The organism is Allobosea sp. GW821-FHT10B12, from assembly GCF_059415545.1.
Genome location: NZ_JBWKNL010000008.1, coordinates 83,280 through 103,036, shown reverse-complemented (window position 1 = coordinate 103,036; position 19,757 = coordinate 83,280). Strand labels below are relative to the sequence as shown.

Annotated in this window: 21 protein-coding genes; 10 read left to right on the top strand and 11 right to left on the bottom strand. The window is 67.4% G+C overall.

Annotated features, from left to right (window positions below; genetic code table 11):
- Positions 1–5: 5 nt before the first annotated feature.
- Positions 6–1,337, bottom strand: coding sequence for a branched-chain amino acid ABC transporter permease (locus AC07O0_RS24245; protein WP_494626473.1), 1,332 nt, complete (start codon positions 1,335–1,337; stop codon positions 6–8).
- 152 nt (positions 1,338–1,489) lie between these two features.
- Between AC07O0_RS24245 and AC07O0_RS24240 the strand changes: the two genes are divergently transcribed.
- Entirely contained in the window at positions 1,490–2,227 is a 738-nt protein-coding gene (locus AC07O0_RS24240; protein WP_494626471.1) for a class I SAM-dependent methyltransferase, read from the top strand.
- Between the two features lies 1 nt (position 2,228).
- On the opposite strand, the gene hemB is transcribed toward AC07O0_RS24240, so the two are convergent.
- On the bottom strand, positions 2,229–3,293 hold the full coding sequence (gene hemB / locus AC07O0_RS24235; protein WP_494626469.1) for a porphobilinogen synthase: 1,065 nt from the start codon (positions 3,291–3,293) through the stop codon (positions 2,229–2,231).
- Between the two features lie 159 nt (positions 3,294–3,452).
- On the opposite strand from hemB, the gene AC07O0_RS24230 reads away from it, so the two are divergent.
- The 5 genes from AC07O0_RS24230 (at position 3,453) to AC07O0_RS24210 (ending at position 7,641) form a co-directional block, all read left to right on the top strand.
- Complete coding sequence (locus tag AC07O0_RS24230) at positions 3,453–3,803, top strand: hypothetical protein (RefSeq protein ID WP_494626467.1); 351 nt, start codon at positions 3,453–3,455, stop codon at positions 3,801–3,803.
- Positions 3,804–3,888: 85 nt separating this feature from the next.
- Positions 3,889–4,944: an enoyl-CoA hydratase/isomerase family protein gene (locus AC07O0_RS24225; protein WP_494626465.1), complete on the top strand. Its 1,056-nt coding sequence runs from the start codon at positions 3,889–3,891 to the stop codon at positions 4,942–4,944.
- 1 nt (position 4,945) lies between these two features.
- Positions 4,946–5,389, top strand: coding sequence for a DUF6163 family protein (locus tag AC07O0_RS24220; protein WP_454029576.1), 444 nt, complete (start codon positions 4,946–4,948; stop codon positions 5,387–5,389).
- Between the two features lie 208 nt (positions 5,390–5,597).
- Positions 5,598–6,110: a transcriptional regulator LdtR gene (gene ldtR / locus AC07O0_RS24215; protein WP_427361582.1), complete on the top strand. Its 513-nt coding sequence runs from the start codon at positions 5,598–5,600 to the stop codon at positions 6,108–6,110.
- 289 nt (positions 6,111–6,399) lie between these two features.
- Entirely contained in the window at positions 6,400–7,641 is a 1,242-nt protein-coding gene (locus tag AC07O0_RS24210; RefSeq protein ID WP_494626463.1) for a L,D-transpeptidase family protein, read from the top strand.
- 74 nt (positions 7,642–7,715) lie between these two features.
- Here AC07O0_RS24210 and AC07O0_RS24205 read toward each other — a convergent pair whose 3' ends face one another.
- Positions 7,716–8,000, bottom strand: a complete 285-nt coding sequence (locus tag AC07O0_RS24205) for a hypothetical protein (protein ID WP_494626461.1) — start codon at positions 7,998–8,000, stop codon at positions 7,716–7,718.
- Positions 8,001–8,233: 233 nt separating this feature from the next.
- On the opposite strand from AC07O0_RS24205, the gene AC07O0_RS24200 reads away from it, so the two are divergent.
- Both AC07O0_RS24200 and AC07O0_RS24195 read left to right on the top strand, forming a co-directional pair.
- The gene (locus AC07O0_RS24200; RefSeq protein ID WP_494626459.1) at positions 8,234–9,535 is read left to right on the top strand and encodes an endonuclease toxin domain-containing protein; all 1,302 of its coding nucleotides are present in this window, start codon (positions 8,234–8,236) and stop codon (positions 9,533–9,535) included.
- Positions 9,536–9,542: 7 nt separating this feature from the next.
- A complete protein-coding gene (locus tag AC07O0_RS24195) occupies positions 9,543–9,971 on the top strand; it encodes a contact-dependent growth inhibition system immunity protein (protein WP_494626457.1) in 429 nt (142 codons plus the stop codon).
- Positions 9,972–9,978: 7 nt separating this feature from the next.
- On the opposite strand, the gene AC07O0_RS24190 is transcribed toward AC07O0_RS24195, so the two are convergent.
- On the bottom strand, positions 9,979–11,073 hold the full coding sequence (locus AC07O0_RS24190) for an isocitrate/isopropylmalate dehydrogenase family protein (protein ID WP_494626456.1): 1,095 nt from the start codon (positions 11,071–11,073) through the stop codon (positions 9,979–9,981).
- Positions 11,074–11,122: 49 nt separating this feature from the next.
- Entirely contained in the window at positions 11,123–12,097 is a 975-nt protein-coding gene (locus tag AC07O0_RS24185; RefSeq protein ID WP_494626454.1) for a Bug family tripartite tricarboxylate transporter substrate binding protein, read from the bottom strand.
- Positions 12,098–12,235: 138 nt separating this feature from the next.
- On the opposite strand from AC07O0_RS24185, the gene AC07O0_RS24180 reads away from it, so the two are divergent.
- Entirely contained in the window at positions 12,236–12,889 is a 654-nt protein-coding gene (locus AC07O0_RS24180) for a GntR family transcriptional regulator (RefSeq protein WP_494626696.1), read from the top strand.
- Positions 12,890–13,114: 225 nt separating this feature from the next.
- Here AC07O0_RS24180 and AC07O0_RS24175 read toward each other — a convergent pair whose 3' ends face one another.
- From AC07O0_RS24175 to AC07O0_RS24150, 6 genes are all read right to left on the bottom strand, one after another.
- Positions 13,115–13,525 (bottom strand): GlcG/HbpS family heme-binding protein, encoded by a 411-nt coding sequence (locus AC07O0_RS24175; protein WP_494626452.1) that lies wholly within the window; start codon positions 13,523–13,525, stop codon positions 13,115–13,117.
- Between the two features lie 83 nt (positions 13,526–13,608).
- Positions 13,609–14,424, bottom strand: a complete 816-nt coding sequence (locus AC07O0_RS24170; RefSeq protein WP_494626450.1) for an SDR family oxidoreductase — start codon at positions 14,422–14,424, stop codon at positions 13,609–13,611.
- Between the two features lie 127 nt (positions 14,425–14,551).
- On the bottom strand, positions 14,552–15,583 hold the full coding sequence (locus AC07O0_RS24165; RefSeq protein ID WP_494626448.1) for a helix-turn-helix domain-containing protein: 1,032 nt from the start codon (positions 15,581–15,583) through the stop codon (positions 14,552–14,554).
- A gap of 63 nt (positions 15,584–15,646) precedes the next feature.
- Complete coding sequence (locus tag AC07O0_RS24160) at positions 15,647–16,486, bottom strand: oxidoreductase (RefSeq protein WP_494626446.1); 840 nt, start codon at positions 16,484–16,486, stop codon at positions 15,647–15,649.
- A 113-nt stretch (positions 16,487–16,599) separates the two neighbouring features.
- Complete coding sequence (nhaA, locus tag AC07O0_RS24155) at positions 16,600–17,862, bottom strand: Na+/H+ antiporter NhaA (RefSeq protein WP_494626445.1); 1,263 nt, start codon at positions 17,860–17,862, stop codon at positions 16,600–16,602.
- Between the two features lie 163 nt (positions 17,863–18,025).
- Positions 18,026–19,234, bottom strand: coding sequence for an MFS transporter (locus tag AC07O0_RS24150; RefSeq protein ID WP_494626443.1), 1,209 nt, complete (start codon positions 19,232–19,234; stop codon positions 18,026–18,028).
- A 67-nt stretch (positions 19,235–19,301) separates the two neighbouring features.
- Between AC07O0_RS24150 and AC07O0_RS24145 the strand changes: the two genes are divergently transcribed.
- On the top strand, positions 19,302–19,745 hold the full coding sequence (locus AC07O0_RS24145) for a helix-turn-helix domain-containing protein (protein WP_494626441.1): 444 nt from the start codon (positions 19,302–19,304) through the stop codon (positions 19,743–19,745).
- Positions 19,746–19,757 lie beyond the last annotated feature (12 nt).

Here is a 19,757-nt window from a genome sequence, read left to right as displayed (position 1 = left end):
CCGTTTTACACTTGGCGCGGCGTCAGCGCGCCGTCGCCGAAGAAGCCACCGGGGCGCAAGATCAGCGTCACGGCGAGCAAGCTATAGACTGCGATGTCGCGCTGTTCGAGCGGCATTGTCGCCGACCACAGCACCTCGAAGGCGGCGATGACGAGCCCGCCGAGGCAGGCGCCGGGCACCGAGCCGATGCCGCCGAGCACGGCGGCGACCAGCGCCTTGAGGCCGAGCGTGAAGCCACCGGAAAAGCCCATGCCGCCATAGATCACGGTGACGATGACGCCGGCCGCGCCGCAGATCGCACAGGCGATGATCAGCGCCCGGTCGTGCACCGCGCCGGGGTCGATCCCGAACAGGGAGGCGGTCTTGGCATCGTCGGCGACGGCGCGCCAAGCCCGGCCATAGGCCGAGCGGGCGAGGTAGAGGATGAGGCAGGTCGCGGCGCTGAAGCCGAGCCCGGCCATGGCGAGCGAGACCGGCGTCGCGGTGACGATGAACTGCTCGGCCCGTGCCAGCGGCAATGGCTCGTTGAACACCGGCGGCAGCCAGCGCAGTTCGGCGCCTTGCGCCAGGCGCAGATACTCCGAGAGCGCGATGGCGAGCCCGATCGTCGCGATCAGCACCTGCTGGCCATTGCGCTTGTCGAGATGGCGGAGCACGAAACGGCCCATGGCGAAGCCATGCAATGCACTGACCGCGATGGCGACGGCGAAGGCGATGAACAGGCCAGAGACCGGTGTCGAGACGGCGAGCGACAATGTCAGCGCCACGCCGACCACGGCCGCGAGCGCTCCCAGGGCCGAGAATTCACCGAAGGTCAGCAGGATCCGGCCATTGAGCCCGTAGATCAGCGCATAGGCGCTGGCGAGCAGCGCGTAGATCGCGGCCGAGGGCAGGGCGGCGAGACCTTGCTGCAGGCCGTAGGCGAGGCCCGGCGACAGAGTGAGAAGGTCGGCGCCCGGCACGGCGCCCGGGTCGACCGGGGGCTCCGCCTTGTATTCGAGATAGAAGCGCCGCAACAGCAGGAAGCTCGCATCGGTCATCGGCACGCCGTCGGAGGCGAGCCCTGCCAAGGCTCCGCGCTGCAGCGTGGTACCTTCTCCGGCGAAGATGCAATCGATGCTGCGCCGGCGCGGCTGTGCCTCCGGCGCCTGCGCCCGGTAGCTGATGCGCAGGATGTCGGCGCGCGGGCCTGAGCCGGTGCCCTCGATGGTGATGACGGTGCCCGTCGGATTCAGCGCCGGGATCGCCAGCCGGCAGGCGCGGATCTGATCGGTGTCGAAGCGCCCGCAGGCAGCGAGCGCGAGGCAGAGCAGAATCGACGTGAGCAGGGCGCGCATCGCGGCGCACGCTAGCGCGAGAACCGGGGCGTTGGAACTCGCAGCGATGCTGCGCGCATGCGCAATCGCGGGTCTTGATAAATCGAGGGGGCGGCGCACATCCGGTCATGGCTGTCCGATCCCGATCGGACGGTGGTGGCAGGATGGCTGGCATGCAGCAGGATGAGCTCTGGAACGCTGAAGCGGCCAGGACCTATGACACGCCGGGAACCGGGATGTTCTCTCCTGACGTGCTGGAGCCGGCAGTCGAGCGGCTTGCGCAACTCGCAGAGGGTGGCAGGGCGCTCGAATTCGCGATCGGGACAGGCCGCATCGCCGTGCCGCTCAGCCAGCGGAACGTGCCGGTGGCGGGCATCGAGTTCTCGCCCGCGATGATCGCGCAGCTACGGGCCAAGGTCGACGAAGCGACGATCCCCGTCGTCCTCGGCGACATGGCGGCCGCCACCGTTCCTGGGAGCTATACGCTTGTCTACCTCGTCTACAACACGATCTCGAACCTGCTCACACAGGCGCAGCAGGTGGCGTGCTTTCGCAATGCGGCGCGCCATCTCTCACCCGGCGGTCGTTTCGTGATCGAGCTCTGGGTGCCCGAACTGCGCAAGCTGCCGCCGGGACAGCAGGCCGTGGTCTGGCAATCCGAGGCGGACTATATCGGCCTCGATACCTATGACGTGCTGAACCAGCAGGTGGTCTCGCACCATTTCAGATTCAGCGAGGGCAAGCAGGCCGAGCTGTTCCGCTCGCCGCACCGCTACATCTGGCCGGCGGAACTCGACCTGATGGCTCAGCTGGCCGGCTTCGTGCTGGAGAGCCGGCACGCGGACTGGGCCGGGGCGCTTTTCACGGCTGAGTCGCGCTCGCACGTTTCCGTTTATCGCCTGGCCGGCTAGGTCAGGCGATGGCCTTCAGCATCTTCGCCACTCGCGGCGCGAAATAGGTCAGCACGCCATCGGCGCCGGCGCGCTTGAAGGCGAGCAGGCTCTCCAGCATCGCCTTGTCGCCGTCGAGCCAGCCGTTGTTGGCCGCCGCCATGATCATCGCGTACTCGCCGGAGACCTGATAGGCGAAGGTCGGCACGCGGAAGGTGTCCTTCACCCGCGCGATCACGTCGAGATAGGGCAGGCCGGGCTTGACCATCACCATGTCGGCGCCCTCTTCGAGATCGAGCGCGACCTCGGCGATGGCCTCGTCGCTGTTGGCCGGGTCCATCTGGTAGGTGCGCTTGTCGCCGATGAGCGTGGCATTGGTGCCGATCGCGTCGCGGAACGGGCCGTAATAGGCCGAGGCGTACTTGGCCGAATAGGCCATGATTTGCACGTCCTCGTGGCCGTCGCCGTCGAGCGCGGCGCGGATCGCGCCGACGCGCCCGTCCATCATGTCGGAGGGCGCGATCACGTCGGCGCCGGCATCCGCCAGCGCCAGTGCCTGCCGGACGAGTATGCCGACGCTGGGGTCGTTCAGGATTGTCTCGCCATCCATCACACCGTCATGGCCATGCGAGGTGTAGGGGTCGAGGGCCGCGTCGCAGATGATGCCGATCTCCGGCACCGCCGCCTTGATCGCGCGCACCGCGCGGCACATCAGATTGCGGCTGTTGAGCGCTTCCGAGCCGGTCTCGTCGCGCAGGGCACGGTCGACATAGGGGAAGGGCGCGATCGCGGGAACGCCGAGCTTCGCCGCGGCTTCGGCCTGGCGCACGGCCTCGTCGATGTTGAGCCGGTCGACGCCCGGCATCCAGGCGACGGGCGAGATCGGCTCGGTGGAATCGATCAGGAAGATCGGCCAGATCAGGTCGTCGGTGGTCAGGCGGTTCTCGCGTACCAGCCGGCGCGACCACTCGGCCTTGCGGTTGCGGCGCATGCGGCGGGTGAGCCCGAGCGCGTCCGTCATGGCGGCCGCTGCCTCGGCCTTCCGCTCCTGCGGTGCCGGGAAAGGGCGCACAACCTTGGATGCCATCGACGCCTCCGCTTCGAACGCGATACTTGCTTGCCGGCGATGCTTTAACACATCGGAACGATTCCAAAACAGTCACGATGGTCGCAGCCGGCGAGAGCAGACCAGAGCGACGCAAGCCTGCTCGGCGCGGGCGATCTCGCGGTCATCAAAGGATAGGCGATGCGCCCACGGCCTCTTGCTCTCGCTGCGCTTGCGGCAATGCTGACCGCTACGACTTCGCAGGCCGAGGTGACGCGCCGCGATGCGATCAAGGCGCAGACGGCGAGCGCGCTCGCTTCCGCCGACTATGCCGAGCGCCATTGCCCGTCCCTGCGCGTCGGCCAGGACAAGCTCGACAGGAATTTGCGCGAGATCAAAGGCACGCTCGCCGGTCTGCGCGCCACCGAAAGTTATGCCGAGCAGGTCGCGGCGCTGCGCTCGGTCGAGCAGAGCCATGGCCGGGCCATGGTCTGCACGATTCTGCCCAGTGCCCATGGCGGCTTCGGCCGCGGCATCGTCACCGTGCGCTGAGGCCCGGACGGGGCCGGGCCGGCACTCGCGTTGACAAGCCCGGGCTCGCCTTCCAGAACCGCCTAAGGATCGGGTCGAGGCGGGCATGGCGCAGGATCAGGACATCATCTGTGAAATCCGCGGTAGCGCCGGCTTCGTCGTGCTCAACCGGCCGAAGGCGCTGAACGCGCTCAATCTCGTCATGGTGCGCGAACTGGCCAAGGCGCTCGACGCCTGGGAGCACGATCCCGCCGTCACCCGCATCGTCATCACCGCAGCCGGCGAGAAGGCGTTCTGCGCCGGCGGCGACATCCGCGCCCTGCACGATCTCGGCAAGGCCGGCCAATATGAGGAGATGCTCACCTTCTGGCGCGAGGAGTACATCCTCAACATCCGCATCCAGAGCTATCCCAAGCCTTATGTCGCATTGGTCGACGGTATCGTCATGGGCGGCGGCGTCGGCGTTTCGCTGCATGGCAACCATCGTGTCGCCGGCGAGCGCTGGCTTTTCGCCATGCCCGAGGTCGGCATCGGCTTCTTCCCCGATGTCGGCGCGACCTATGCCCTGCCGCGACTGCCGGATCACAGCGGCACCTATCTCGCTTTGACCGGCGACCGTGTCGGCCAAGCCGACGCGCTGGCGTTCGGGCTCGCGACGCATGCAGTGCCGTCGGCGCGCATGGCCGAGCTCGCCGAGGCACTGACCGGTCCCGAGCCGGTCGATGAGACGCTGGCGCGCTTCGCTCACGATCCCGGGCCGGGCAAGCTCGCGCCGGAGCGTGCGACGATCGCGCATTGCTTCGGCGCGGCGACCCTGTCCGATGTCCTCGGTCGTCTGGACGCCAGGGCGGCCGCTGGCGATGCCTTTGCCGCCAAGACGCTCGCGACGATCCGCGCGAAGTCGCCGACCAGCGTCGCCATCGCCTTCGAGCAGATGCGCCGCGGCGGCTCGCTCAGCTTCGCCGAGGCCATGCAGCTCGAATTCCGCATCGTCTCGCGCGTTACGCACGGCCATGATTTCTATGAAGGGGTGCGTGCGGTGGTGATCGACAAGAACCAGGCGCCGTCCTGGCGGCCGCAGACGCTGGAGGAGCTCGATCCGGCAGCGGTCGCGTCCTATTTCGCCCCGCTCGGCGAAACCGAACTCGTGCTGGGCGGCTGAGATGGCGGTATTGCGCGATGGCGAGATCCTGCGCGGTCCGGGCCAGACAGGTGAGGTGAAGCGCCGGGTTCGTTGGCGGCTGCTGCTGGTCTGGCTGCTGCGCCTGCTCTCGGTGGTCTGGATCGGCAAGGGCCTGATGCACTGGGCGACGATCCTCGGCCTCGGTTTGGTATTCGAACCAGGCCCTGCCTTCGAGACGCGCCCGCTGACCTTCCAGGCGATCACCGTCTATTTCGCGGTCTTCGATCTCGTCGCCGGCGTCGGCCTCTGGCTGACCGCGACCTGGGGCGGCGTGCTCTGGCTGCTCGCCGCCGTCAGCCAGCTGCTGCTCGGCTTCTTCTTCCCGCGCTGGCTGACGGTTTCGCCGGCTTTGATCGGCACCTATGTCGCACTGGTGCTGGCTTATTTCCTCGCCACCTGGGCGGCCGAGAATCAGGAATCCTGAGGCGGCGCGCCTGCCTCGAATACGCTGAGCTGCGGTAAGAATCGCTTTAGCTTAAGAGATTTGCGGTTCATTTTGGATTCACCCAAAAGGGTAAATCCCTGATTCATCCTGATATTTAAACTCGTTTTCATCCGCCCCGCCTATGGTGTCTCTCAGAAGCGGACCGGGAGACAAATCCTGGCCGGTAATCAACAGGCGGGATATTACCATGAAGAGCAATGTAAAGACTGTGGAGCCGGCTGCGTCCGAAGAGGTTCAGCTCAAGGTGAAGCCACTTTACCTTGAGTCCCTCACCTTGGTCGAGCGGTTGCATCGCCGGCTGCTCGACGTGATCAAGGACGAGTTCGAGCGTCGCAACCGCGACGACGTCAACAGCGTGCAGGCGCTGCTCCTCTACAATATCGGCGACGCCGAGCTCTCGGCCAGCGAGCTGCGCACCCGCGGCTACTATCTCGGCTCGAACGTCTCCTACAACGTCAAGAAGCTGGTCGAGCTCGGCTTCCTGCACCATGCCCGTTCGCGGATCGACCGTCGCTCGGTGCGCATCAGCCTGACCGACAAGGGCCGCGAGGTGCACCACATCGTCAAGGGCGTCTACGACAAGCATGTCCGCACGGTCGAGCAGATCGGCGGCATCGCGGCCGACGACTTCGAGCGGATGAACAATGCCCTGCTGCGCCTCGAGCGCTTCTGGACCGACCAGATCCGCTACAAGCTCTGAGAGGCGGGGCGTTCAGCCCCGTTCCAAGAAGAATATCCCGCAGCGCGCTCCAGCCTTCAGGCCGGGGCGCGTGCGCCTGTTTCTTTCTGGCCACAGCGACTTCTTTCCGGCCACAGCGATCAAACCCGCGTGAGCGCGACGCATCGCCGCCCTAAAAATGCCGCGCTCATCATGAGCTGTTAACTGTGGTAAGGGATCGTCCCCAGCGACCGGCCGTGGCTCATGCCCGGCCGAAGGGGCGGGTCGCGTCCCGCTCCGATGATATGCGAAGTCCAAGGGGTTACGATCGATGCCGAAACTCAGCCTGACGCGTCGCGAGACGCTCCTGGCCCTGTTGTCGGGTGCTGCCGCCGGTGCGAGCCTGCCGGCTTTCGCCCAGCAGGCCGAATGGCGCCAGAGCTATGATGCCGGCTCGCGCAATGCGGTACAGCGCTCCTCGACGCCGATGCTGTCTCCGGCCGCACTGACCGCGACCGAGCAGGCGGTCGAGGCCTATCGGGCGCTCGCTGCACGCGGCGGCTGGCAGCCTCTGCAGGTCAGCGACAAGCTCGCCGTCGGCTCGCGCGGCGCCAGCGTCGTCGCCTTGCGCCAGCGGCTGATCATCACCGGCGATCTCGACGCCTCCGCCGGCGACAGCAACATTTATGATTCCTATGTCGAGGGCGGCGTGCGCCGCTTCCAGTCGCGCATGGGCCTGTCGACCACCGGCAGCATCAACCGCGCCACGCTGACTGCGCTCAACGTGCCGGTCGACCGGCGCATCCGCCAGCTCGAGACCAATATCGTGCGCCTGCGCACCTGGTCGGGCAATCTCGGCAATCGCTATGTCGTGGCGAACATCCCGGCGGCGGCGGTCGAGACGGTCGAGAACGGCCATGTCGCGACCCGCCACGCCGCCGGCGTCGGCAAGATCGACCGCCAGTCGCCGCTGCTGCAGACCAAGATCCCCGAGGTCAACTTCAACCCGACCTGGACGGTTCCGGCTTCGATCATCCGCAAGGATCTGATCCCGAAGATGCAGAAGGAGCCGAGCTACCTCACCGAGAACAAGATCCGCATCATCGGTCCCAATGGCGAGATTCCGCCCGAGCGCGTCAACTGGCGCTCGGACGAGGCGACCCGCTACACCTTCCGCCAGGATCCGGGCGGCGAGTTCAACTCGCTCGGCTTCGTGCGCATCAACATCCCGAGCCCGCACGGCGTCTACATGCACGACACGCCGTCGAAGGGCATCTTCGGCGACGATTTCCGCTTCGTCTCCTCGGGCTGCATCCGCGTCCAGAACGTGCGCGACTACATCGCCTTCCTGCTCAAGGAGACGCCCGGCTGGGATCGCGCCAAGATCGACGAGACCATCGCCTCGGGCGAGCGCGTCAACGCCCGCATCGCCAATCCGGTGCCCTGCTACTGGGTCTACATCACCGCCTGGGCGACGCCCGATGGCGGCGTGCAGTTCCGCGACGACATCTACAACAAGGACGGGCTCGGCCCGGTCCCGGTCGCTGCCCTGCAGGGCGATCAGGACATCTGAGCCCGGCTCGGTTTAAAGCCTTCCGCATTACGAGCTCCCGGCGAAAGCCGGGAGCTTTTTTGCTTTATGTCAGATCATTGCAGCCCGCCTTCGACCTGTCGCTTGACCTTCGTGACGGTATCGAGGATCGCCACCGCCCGCCGCAGCGCGGCATAGGTCGGGTCGGGCCTGGCTCCGGGCTTGAGCAAGTCGGTGGCCGCGAGGTGAATGCGTTCAAAATAAGGAGCGAGCTCTCCGGAGGACGCACTGGCCTGTTTCGCGATCTGCGCGAGCGCCTTCGCTGTCTGTGAGGAAGGCCATTTCTGGAAGTCGGAGGCGAGCTGCCTGATCGCGGCGGCGGAATGATCGGCAGTCGGCATCTGAAGGCTCCGGCCGCGCCCCGGATCGAGAGGCGCCTCCTTTCAATTCGCCAGTCGTGAAGGCGTTCCCGCTGCCGTCATGTCCTCCGCAGGATGGGCGATTGCGCCTGCATCAAGCAGCCATTTTTTGGGTTCGCCAGCGCACCGGAGCGACCGTCGCCCGCGCCGGAAGCGATGACAGCTTGTCGTCAGCGCGTGGGCGCACAGTTCCCGCATCACGCGGGAGGCGACCGATGTGGCTGTCAGGTGAGCTGCTCGAGCGACTGGGCATCCGGATCTGCTTCGAGAGCGTCGGCGGAGCGAGTGGCGCGGGCAGCGGAGGAACGGGCGGTTCCTCCAGCTCGGCCGGCACGGGCGGGGTGTCCGACAGCAGTGCCGGCGGGGTCGCTGGCAGCAATTCGACAGGTACTGGCAGCGCTGGCGCGACCTCCGAGGCCGAGGCGGACAGTTTCGGCGGTGCCCTCGGCGAGGCGGCCGGCGAGACCGAGGCTGCGCAGGACGATGCCGACTCGCCAGCTGCCTGCACGCTCGGCGATGAAGGCTTGCGCGATTTCAATGACGCCGCACCGGCGGCTGCCTCGCTCGCTGCCGATGCTCGCGCCGTCGATGCAGCGAGTGCCAATCTCAGCCCGAGCCAGGAGCTCTCGCCCGGCGACATCGATCCTGTGACCAACAATGTGGTCGCCGACGTCACCGCGCAGGGGCGGATCACTTGCGAGATCGATGCGAACGGGCGCGCCGTCACCGGACCCGCGGTTGCCGATGTGCAGAAGGCGGCGGTAGCCGCGGCTCTGGGACCGGGAACGGCGCCGGCGCAGACCGATCTCACTCTGGCCGGATTCCCCGACCCCAGCGGCCTCTATACCGGTTTCGTCACGGGGCTCGACCCGGCCGGCCAGCCTCTGGATGGAATGCCGGCCGCCCGTCCGGAGCCGGCCGCTCCGTCATGGGTCGATGACCTTGCCCGCGATTTCGGCAGCTATCTGAGCAATAGCTGGGAGGCCCTCAGCCGCATTCCCGGCGACGTCCAGAGAATGGCCGAGGATCTGCGGGAAGACCCGCTCGGCTTCGCGCAGCGGATAGGCCCCTCGCTGGCCGGCCTCGGCATGTCCGTGCCGATGATGCGGGCTGCGCCCATGGCTGGCCCTGCCAGTAATGTCTGGAGCCTCGGGCCGGCGACGCGCGGCGTCGCGATCGAGCGAGCGCTCGGCGCCAACCTGCCCGGAAATTTCCCGGTGATCGACCGCTTCGCCGCGGGCATCGCGACCAGCATCAAGAGCCTCGACCTGAACGCTGCCAGCTACCAGAGCGCGCAGGCGCTGAGGAGCGTGATGACGCGCTATGTCGATGATCTTGCTGCTTTTTCCGGGCGAAGCTGGGCCGGTGCGCGTGTCCAGGCCGGACAGATCGCCGGCCGCACGCTCGAGGTCGCGGTGCCGCATGCCGGTACGGCCGCGCAGCGCGCCGTCCTCAACGACATCGTTGCCTATGGCGCGCAGCGTGGCGTAACCGTCACGATCCGGGTCTATCCGTGAGACTGCCATGCAAGCCGCGACCGCCTATCTGCGGAAGAACAAGGTCTTCCTGCATCCCGACGCAAGGACGACTGATGGCGTCCTGATCTTCTGGCCGCCGGTGCTCGCTCACGAGCCGGGTGAAGACGGCAAACTCGGTGCGGGCGTTCTGCAGGCGCTCGCCGGGTCGAAGACCGGCGTGCCGCATCCGGCGGACTGGACGGGGCTGACTGATCCACTGCTGGACGCAGCCGGCGTCAAGTCCTGGAACAGCTTCGCCCAATCCGCCAAATGCGTCGAGATCGAGAGGGCCGGGGAGACGATCTCCTTCCTGCCGACCCGCAATGGCGGCGCTCGCGACGGCTACGAGCCCTTGCCGGGAAAGATAGTGAGAAGCCCGTCTGGCAATGGTGAACTGGGACGGGCGTTGTTGGCAGCGTTCGAGGCTTGTGAATGATGGCTCGCTAGGCCACCTCGGCCAGGTTGGCGGCAACGCAGCTCGCGAAGGCCCTGGTGCCGAGCGGACCGCCGAGATCGCGGGTGCGCAGTTCCGGCGCCTTGATCGTCAGGTCGATCGCCCGCTCGATCGCTTGCGCGGTCTGCAGCAGGGCAGGGGCCTGTCGCCGCTCGCCGAGCCAGGCGAGCAGCATCGCGGCCGAGCCGATCAGCGAGGCCGGATTGGCGAGGTCGCGTCCGGCGATATCGGGCGCCGAGCCGTGCTGGGCCTGCGCCACCGCGTGATCTTCGCCGGCATTGAGCGAGGCGGCGAGGCCGAGGCTGCCGGAGATCTCGGAGGCCTGGTCGGACAGGATGTCGCCGAACATGTTGGTGGTGACGATCACGTCGAAGACGCTGGCGTCGCGCACCAGCAGCGCCGCCATCGCGTCGATGATCTTCTCTTCGTATTCGACATCCGGATAGCGCTCCGCCACGGCACGCACGCATTCGAGGAAGAGCCCGTCGGAGATGCGCAGCACATTGGCCTTGTGCACGGCCGTGACTTTGCGCCGGCGCTGGCGGGCGAGGGCAAAGGCGCTTTCGGCGATGCGCAAGGAGGCTTGCCGCGTCACCTTGCGGAATGACATGGCGAGGTCCGGCGTCGGCATGATCTCGCCGGGCCCCAGATGCATCGAGCGGTCGGAGTAGAAGCCTTCGGTGTTCTCCCGCACCATGACGAGGTCGAGCGGCTTGCCGCAGCGCGGCGCAAAGCCCTCGCGCGAGCGCGCCGGGCGGATATTGGCGTAGAGGTCGAGTCGCTTGCGCAGCTGGCCTGACGGGTTGAGCCCGCCCTTCTCGGCCGGCGGGTATTCGTTGTGCGAGACCGGGCCGAGAATGACGCCGTCTGCACGTTTGGCGGCCTCCAGCACCGCCTCAGAGAAGGTCGTGCCCTGGCTCGCGAGAGCGGCGAAACCGATCTCTGCCCGCTCATAGGCGAGCTTGAAGCCGAACAGCGCGCTGGCGGCGTCGAGCACCTTGCAGGTCGCCGCCGCGATCTCGGGGCCGATGCCATCCCCTTCGAGGACGAGCAGGCGCAGGGCAGGTGAGGTCGTGTCGGTCATGGGTGGCGTCGGTCCGTGGCTGATGGAAGGGATAGGGCGGTAGGACGCGTCACTCGATCTTGATGTCGGCTTCGGCGACGATCTTCGACCACTTCTCGCGCTCGGCCTTGACGAAGGTGGCGAACTCGGCGGGCGTGTTGCCGATCGGCTGGGCACCTTCGAGCTCGAGGTTCCGGCGCACCTCCGGCAGGTTGATGATGGTCGCGACCTCGCTGCGCAGCCTGTCGATGATCGCCTGCGGCGTGCCCTTGCGCACGAAGACGCCATACCAGCCGCTGGCCTCGTAGCCGGGCACGCCGGCCTTCGCCAGCGTCGGCACCTGCGGCAGGGCCGGCGCCCGCTCGGCGGTGGTGACCGCAAGCGCCTTCAGGCTGCCGCCATGCACATGCCCGATAGCCGAGGGCAGCGTCGCGAACATCATCGGGATATGCCCGCCGATGAGGTCGTTCAGCGCCGGGCCGGCGCCGCGATAGGGGGCGTGCTTCAGCTTGACGCCTGCCATCAGCTCGAACAGGGCGGTGGCGATATGGTTGGCCGAGCCATGCCCGGCGGTACCATAGGTCAGCCCCTCCGGCTGCGCCTTGGCGAGCGCGATCAATTCGGCGACCGAGTTGGCCTTGACCGAGGGGTGGACCAGCAGGAGCAGCGGCGCCTTGGCGATCAGCGTCACCGGCTCCAGCACCTCGGCCGGATCGTGCTTGAGGTTCTTGAACAGGCTCGGATTGACCGCCATCGGGCCGATATTGCTGATCAGCACGGTGTAGCCGTCGGCCGGGGCCTGCGCCGCCGCGGTGGTGCCGAGATTGCCGCCGGCTCCGGCGCGGTTCTCGACGACGACGCCGACGCCGAGGCGATCCTGGAGCTTCTGTGCCACCGCCCGCGCGATCACGTCGGTGCCACCGCCGGCGACATAGGGCACGACCATGGTGATCGGTTTGCTCGGCCAGTCCTGTGCCTTGGCGGCGATGGTGGGCATGGCGACTAAAGCGGCGGAGAGCAGAAGCTTGGCGATCCGGCGTGACAAGGTGGCCTCCCAGACGGTTCTTATTTTCAGTATACCGAAGTATGCTGAAACGAGAGAGTGAGGGCAAGCGTTGATTTCGGCGCGGGGGCGGGCGATCACCGCAGCCGGTGCTGGAAGTGGAGAGGGCGCAGTTTGACGGTGTTTGCCGATGTCCAGCCGGTGCGCTCGCTTGCGGGCCAGGCCTATGCCCGCCTGCGCGAGGCGATCGACGCCGGCGAGCTCAGGCCCGGCATGCGCCTGCGCGAGGAGGACCTGGCCACGCGCCTTGAAATGAGCCGCACGCCCTTGCGCGAGGCGGTGCGCCGGCTCGAGGCCGAGGGCTTCTTCACCCGGGATTCGCGCACGCTCGTCGTCAAGACGCTCGATCACCAGGCGGTGTCCGAGCTCTATGCGATGCGCGAGGTGCTGGAGGGGACCGTCGCGGCCTTCGCCGCGCGCCATGCCTCGGAGGGCGAGGTTGCGCTGCTGCGCGATCTGCATGCGATCGAAGCCGGGCTGCTTGCGCAGCCGCAGGAGCTCGCCCGTCACAATGAGCGCTTCCATTCGGCGCTCTATGGCGCGGCGCATAATCGCTATCTGCTGAAGGCGCTGAACGCGCTGCGCGATGCGCGGGCTCTGCTCGGGGCTTCGACGCTGCTCGATGCGGACCGGGCGGCGCGGGCGCATGCCGAGCATGATGCCATCGTCTCGGCGATCGAGGCTCGCGATCCCGCCAAAGCCGAAGCCGCGGCCCGTGATCACATCAGGGCCGCCGGGCGCGAGCGGCTGCGGCGGCTGGTGCAGGCGAGCTGACCTCGCCTGCGGTCGGTCTGGTTAGGCCACTCTGTCGGCGATCAGGTAGCCGAGCAGCGAGATGCACGCCATCACGATCGAGATTTCCAGAAGACTGAAGCCCATTGCCGCCTCCACCGCTGGGGAGGTAACTCGCTTCGCCCGCCATGGTTCCGCCGCAGCTGCGGCGATTTTGTGATGATGCCGGTCACACTCTCGGCGCGCCTGCTTTCTCGACACCTGCCGTCATGCGCCTGTGGCGAGCGCCGCGACAGCCGCCGTCGCGACCTGATAGTCCTGCGCGACTGCACCGCCTGACACCCCGACGGCACCGATCAGGCGACCTTCGGCGTCGCGCACCGGGATGCCGCCGGCGAAGACCACGAGCCCGCCATTCGTCCGGTCGAAGCCCGGCGAGGTGCCGCCCGGCTTGCTGAACTCGTAGAGCGCCTCGGTGTTGAAGCCGAACAATGCGGCGGTGCGGGCCTTGCCGAGCGCGATGTCGACCGAGCCGAGCAACGCGCCATCCATCCGAACGAAGGCCCTGAGGTTGGCGCCGTCGTCATAGACGGCGATGTTCATGGGAACGCCGACCGCGGCGGCCTCGCGTTCCGCGGCCGCCGTGGCGGTCCGCGCCTGAGCCTGGGTGATGCTCATTGCTGGTTCCTTTTGGAAGGGGCTGGGGCCGCTGCAGCGAGCCGGGCGAGGGCGGCTGCAGCCGGCGGGGACGAGACGCAAGGTCAGATCCGGTTCGTCCAGGCGGCGAGCTGGTGCGCCTTCAGCATGTCCTCGATCGACTTCGGCACGACGTTGCGGAAATTGCCTTCGTCGGCCGGGACGATCTCGATCATCCGCTCGATCATCTTGGCCGGATCCATCTTGCCTTCCGGCGTGGCGAAGAAGTCGTCGAAGCCCTTGCGCAGCTCGGCGCGCTTGGTGAAGTTGACCTCGTCGTCGAGCCAGCGGAACGGATTGTCCGCCATCGTCTCGTTGTAGCCGGTGTAATAGGCGCCCGGATTGATGGTCTGAACCTTGACGCCGTAGGAGGCCAGCTCCTGCTGCAGGGCTTCGGCGATCGATTCCAGCGCGTGCTTGGTCGAGACATAGGTGCCCCAGTTGGCCGGCGTGAACAGGCCGCCCATGGACGAGGTGAAGACCACCTTCCTGCCCTGGCTCTTGCCTTCGCGGACCCAGCGCTGGACGACGCCCTGCGTCAGGAGCAGCGGCAGGAAGACGTTGACCTCGAAATTCTTGCGGACGAGGTCGAGCGGGATTTCCCAGACCGGGCCGGCCTCGCCCATCCCGGCATTGTTCCAGAGAACGTCGACATCCCATTTGAGCGCCTGCTTGATGTCGTAGGCGTCGGTCAGGTCGAGGCGCTCGACGCGGATGCGGTCGGACAGCCCCAGCGCGGCGATGTCCTCGCGCAGTGCCGTCACCTGCGACGAGACATGGACGGTGGCGATGATGTCGTGGCCGTTCTTCGCCATGCCGATCGCGGCGCCCTTGCCGAAGCCGCCCGCGGCGCCGGTGATGAGGATGGTCTTCTTGCTCATGGTCCTGCTCCCTTGTCTGGTCGGCGCCGGTGGCGTCCGATGTCCAAGGAATAGGGGAGCACTCGATGCGCGACCGTCCCGCCGTTGCGGCCACTATCGCGAAATTGCGGTGCCGGAAGCGCGAGCGCTACAGCCGCTGGCGGAACGCGCTCGGCGTGACGCCGGTCGCCTTGCGGAACGCCGCTGTGAAGGAAGAGGGCGTCTCGTAGCCGACTGCAAGCGCGATCTCGGTCACTGCCAGCTCCGGGCTGGTCAGCATGCGCCGGGCCCGGTCCATCCGCAATTCGACGAGCTGGGCATGCGGCGTGCGGCCGGTCGCCTTCCGGAACGCCGTGCAGAAGTGGAAGCGGCTGAGGCCGACCAGCGCGGCGAGATCGTCGAGCCCGACCGCCTCGCCGAGGTGATCCTGCATGTAGCTCGTGACCTTGCGGACCTGCCAGTCGGCGAGGCCGCTTTGTGCGGGGGCCGAGATCGCGCCGAAGGAGGAGTGGCCGCGCAGGAGCTGGACGACGAGCAGATCCGTCGCCTGTTCGACGAAGAGTTGTGCGGCCGGATCGGCCGCGGCTGCGGCGTCGCGGCCCAGCATCTCCATGACGCGCGCGGCGATCGGGTCGTCGAAACCGACGCGGCCGAGCAGTTCGAGGGGTTTGCCGCCGGTCAGCTGCTCGGCGCAGGCGAGAAGCCGCTGATGCGGGAGAAAGACGTGGCTGACGCCGATCGGTCCGGCGATGTCCCAGCGCCCCTCATGGCCCTGGGGAATGATCGTGATCGTGCCCGGACGGGTCTTGCCGGCCAGGCGCTCGCCGGCGCTGCGCCACACGATATCCTGCGGCTCGCCGTAATAGGTGATGACGACATGGCCGGCCATGCCCGGCAGGTAATCGTGCAGGGCGCCGTGGCCCCAGGGAGCGGTCAGGCGGGTGTCACCGCGCAGGACAGCATCGGTGACCGGCGGTGCCCGGTCGAGGATGCGCCCGAGCGAGGCCGGCGCATTGCCCAGCGTCCCACCCTCATCCGCCATGGTGATCGCGACGACGCATCGCCCCCAAGCTCGCAACCGAAAGTGCACCTCGGCGAAGCTGTTCGCCGAGGTGCGGATGCGGCCGGAACTATGAACGAAGCGGTGGCCTCCTCGCAATCCACCGCCGGGCTGGCGCAAGGCCTGGCTTCGGTCGCGGGCGACCGGGAGCGGTGCCCCTGCTCACGATCGCAAGCCGGCAGATCAGGCGGCTGCGTTGGCGAAATCGGTGGAGAACGAGACCGGCCGCCACTCCCGCAGGATCTCGGCATCCGCCGCCTGCTTCGCTTCGATCGCCGCGATCGTGTCGCTGCCCAGAGGCAGCCGCACGGGCGGGTTCGGCGCATCGGCGAACGCGACCAGCACCTGCGCGAGCTTGGCTGGATCGCCGGGCTGCTGATGGTTCAGCACCGACGCATGCGTGCGCACGGCACCGGCCGTGCCGTTGTAGTCGGCGATGCCGTGCGGGCTGACCGAGAGCGAGGACGCGTCGAGAAAATCCGTGCGGAAATAGCCGGGTTCGACCACCGTGACATGGATGCCGAGCGGCGCGAGCTCGGCGTGCAACGCTTCGGACAGCCCCTCGACCGCGAACTTGGTCGAGCAGTAGACGCCGAAGCCAGCCGCGCTGCGATAGCCGCCGACCGAGGAAATGTTGAGGATGCGGCCCGATCGGCGCGCCCGCATATGCGGCAGCACGGCACGGGTGACATTGAGCAGGCCGAACACATTGGTGCGGTAGAGCTGTTCCACCTCCTGGGCGCTCGCCTCCTCGACCGCGCCAAGCAGGCCGTAGCCGGCATTGTTCAGCAGCACGTCGATCACTCCGAAGCGGGCGATCGCAGCCTCGGCGGCTGCCAGAGCCTGTTTTTCCTCGGTCACGTCGAGCGACAGGGCAAGGAGCCTAGGATGCTCGCCCAGGGCTTCGATCACGGCCGGCGCGCGGCGGGCGGTGGCGACGACATTGTCGCCGCGCTCCAGGGCAAGGCGCGCGATACGTTGGCCGAAACCGCGTGATGCGCCGGTGATGAACCAGGTCTTCATGATCGATCTCCCTTCGATGCTGCGGATCATCCGCTGATCGAAGGGATAGGGTCTGCCGCCGGATCGGGCCGTCTGCCGATTTCGCTGACTGTCGCGATCTTGCGGTCCGGCGCTCAATGCGCCCGCTTGCGCGGCACGGCCACCGGCACAGGCTCATCCTCCGCCGTCGCCAGATGCCGACCCGCGACATGGAGCACGACATAGCCGATCACCGCCGACAGGGCCGAGCCGGCGAGCACGCCGATCTTGGTGGCGTCGTTGAGCGCGGCACTATTCGCGAAGGCCAGCGCCCCGATGAACAGGCTCATGGTGAAGCCGATGCCGCAAAGCAGCGAGACACCATAGAGCTGCGCCCAGGTCGCCTTGGCCGGCATGGTGCCGAGGCCGAGCCGGACCGCCAGCCAGGCGAAGCCGAAGACGCCGATCTGCTTGCCGAGGAAGAGCCCGAGCACGATGCCGAGCGGCACCGGCGTCAGCAGGAGCGAGGGCGACATGCCGGCGATCGAGACGCCGGCGTTGGCGAAGCCGAAGACCGGCACGATGAAATAGGACGACCACGGGTGGAGCTTGTGCTCCAGCGTGTGCAGTGGCGAATGCTCGGGCTCGTCGCTCTCTGTGCCGTGGCCGCCGATCGGAATGGTCAGCGCCAGCGCGACGCCGGCGAGCGTGGCATGGATGCCGGACTTCAGCACGAAGAACCAGAGCACGGCGCCGACGATGAGATAGAGCGGCAGCGAGCGCACGCCGCGCAGGTTGAGCGCGATCAGCACGGCGAGGCAGGCGGCGGCGCCGGCCAGCATCGGCAGCGAGAGGTCGCCGGAATAGAACAGGGCTATGATCAGGATCGCGCCGAGATCGTCGAGAATGGCGAGCGCGGTCAGGAATATCTTCAGCGAGACCGGCACGCGCGAGCCGAGGATGGCAAGCACGCCGAGCGCGAAGGCGATGTCGGTCGCGGCGGGGATCGCCCAGCCGCGTATCGCCTCGGCGTCACCGCGGGCAAGCGCGACATAAATCAGCGCGGGCGCGATCATGCCGCCGAGCGCGGCGAAGGCGGGCAAAGCGCGCCGGCTCCAGCTCGCGAGCTGGCCCTCGATGAACTCGCGCTTGATCTCCAGTCCGACGAGCAGGAAGAACAGCGCCATCAACGCGTCGTTGATCCAGTGCAGGACGGAGAGGCCCGCGACCTTCGTCTCCAGCACCTTGAAATAGAGCAGGCCGAGCGGCGAATTGGCGATGATCAGCGCGTTCGCCGCAGCGAGGACGAGCAGGACGCCGGCGGCGGCGCCGCTTTCGAAGAAGGCGTGCAGGGGCGAGCGGCGCTTGGGCGGCCATTCCGGCGCTTCGGCCTCGATCTGCTGCGCATCCTGGGTCACGCCGGCATCCCCTTCTTCTTGTCGCCGGATATCGCAGGCGCGCTGCGACATCCCGATGTCGGTTTCATTGCAGCCGGCGGTTGCGCCGCTGGGTGGCGAGTCGGCCTGCTCAAGTTGTGGAATAGAGCAGAGCGGGCGCGCCGCCGCATTCCATTTCGTCGCATCAGCGCCGGCGGAGCCGTTTTGTGCCGCCTGCCGATACAGCCGTAGCCGTCATCACCGCGAGGAGCACGGCCGTGCCGCCGAAGAGGGCAGGATATCCATAGCCTGCGATCAAGGGCGTACTGAGCAGCGGCGAGCAGAACTGGCCGATGAAGATCGAGGCGGTGAGGATGCCACCGGCGAGCCCGCGCTTCTGCGGCGGCGCCAGATTCAAGGCGAGGGCGACGAAGCTCGGCGAGACCAGCGCGTAGCCCGCGCCGATCGCGGCGACCGCGCCGAAGATCGATAGGGCCGTTGAGGCGGTGACCAGCAAGAGGAAGCCCAGCGCCATCGCTCCGTAGCCCAGCGCGAAGATGCCGGCATAGCCGGTGGCACGCTGGACACGGGGATAGAGCAGGGCGAAGCCGCCGCCCGACAGCATCAGCACGCCCAGCGCCGAGCCGGTCATGATGGCGCTGTCATAGCCCCGCGCATCCAGAAAGAAGGACAGCTGCGTCGGCATGACGAAGAAGATCATGTTCGTGGCGCCCTGCAGCAGCACGAGCAAGATCAGGAGAAGCCGCCAAGCGGGCTGATCGTCGTTCACACTCGCCGGCTTCGTGCCATCAGCCGGTAGCAGCCGCGGCGGATCGACGATGACCAGCCACATCAGCGGCAGGAAGGCGGCGGCGAGCCCGTAGATCGCGAAGGGCAGGCGCGGCGAAAGCGTCGCGGCCCAGCCGGCGGTCAGGATGAAGACGAGGCCGCCGAGATTGCGGGCCGAGATCTGCAGGCCGGTCAGGGCGTTGCGGTTGTCGCCGCTGAAATAGTCGCCGATCAGAGCCGTCTGCGCCGTCATGATCAGCGCAACCGCGATGCCGAGCACGAGGCGGCTCGCGAAGATCGTCGGCAGGTCGGGCAGCACGAGCCCGGCGCATCCCGAGACGACGAACAGCAGGACGCCGATGAGCAGCAGTCTGCGCCGCCCGGTCCGGTCGGCGGCGATTCCCGCCAGCGGGGCAAAGATCGCGACGCTGAGCGAGGGCGCCGGTACCAGCAGCCGCGTCAGCAGGGCGGCGTTGGGATCGTCCACGAACAGCCGCTCCAGCCCGGGCAGGGCCGGGGCGATCGTCGCGTTCGCCATGGTGGTGAGCGATGCCGCCATCAGAAGCGCGATGGCGCGCCGGTCCTGCCAGATCGGAATTTGCTTTGAAACGAGAATAGCTTCCATGATGAACCTCTTGCCGAAGTGAACCTTTCGGCAGAGCGTACGAATTCAAGTCGACTTGAGGTCAAGCATGCTTGTTCTGGACATAGGCGAGGTCGCGGAACGCTCGGGCGTGACGGCGTCGACGCTGCGCTACTACGAGGAGATCGGCCTCATTTCCTCCGTGGGCCGGTATGGCTTGCGGCGGCAGTTCGATGCCGACGTGCTGCTGAAGCTGTCGCTGATCGCCATGGGCAAGGCGGCCGGCTTCTCGCTGGAGGAGATCGCCGGCATGTTCGGGCGCGACGGCAGGCCCGAGATCCCGCGGGACCAATTGCGAACGAGGGCCGACAAGCTGCAACGGCAGATCATCGAACTGCGGGCGCTACGGGATATGCTCCGTCACGTCGCCGACTGTCCTGCTCCGAGCCATCTGGAATGCCCGACCTTCAGAGGCCTTTTGAAGGCCGCCTCGCACAGAAAGCTCGTCTATCACCCGTCCGGCGGTCGCAAACGGGCGTCGATGCGCGACTGATCTGCGGGGCCG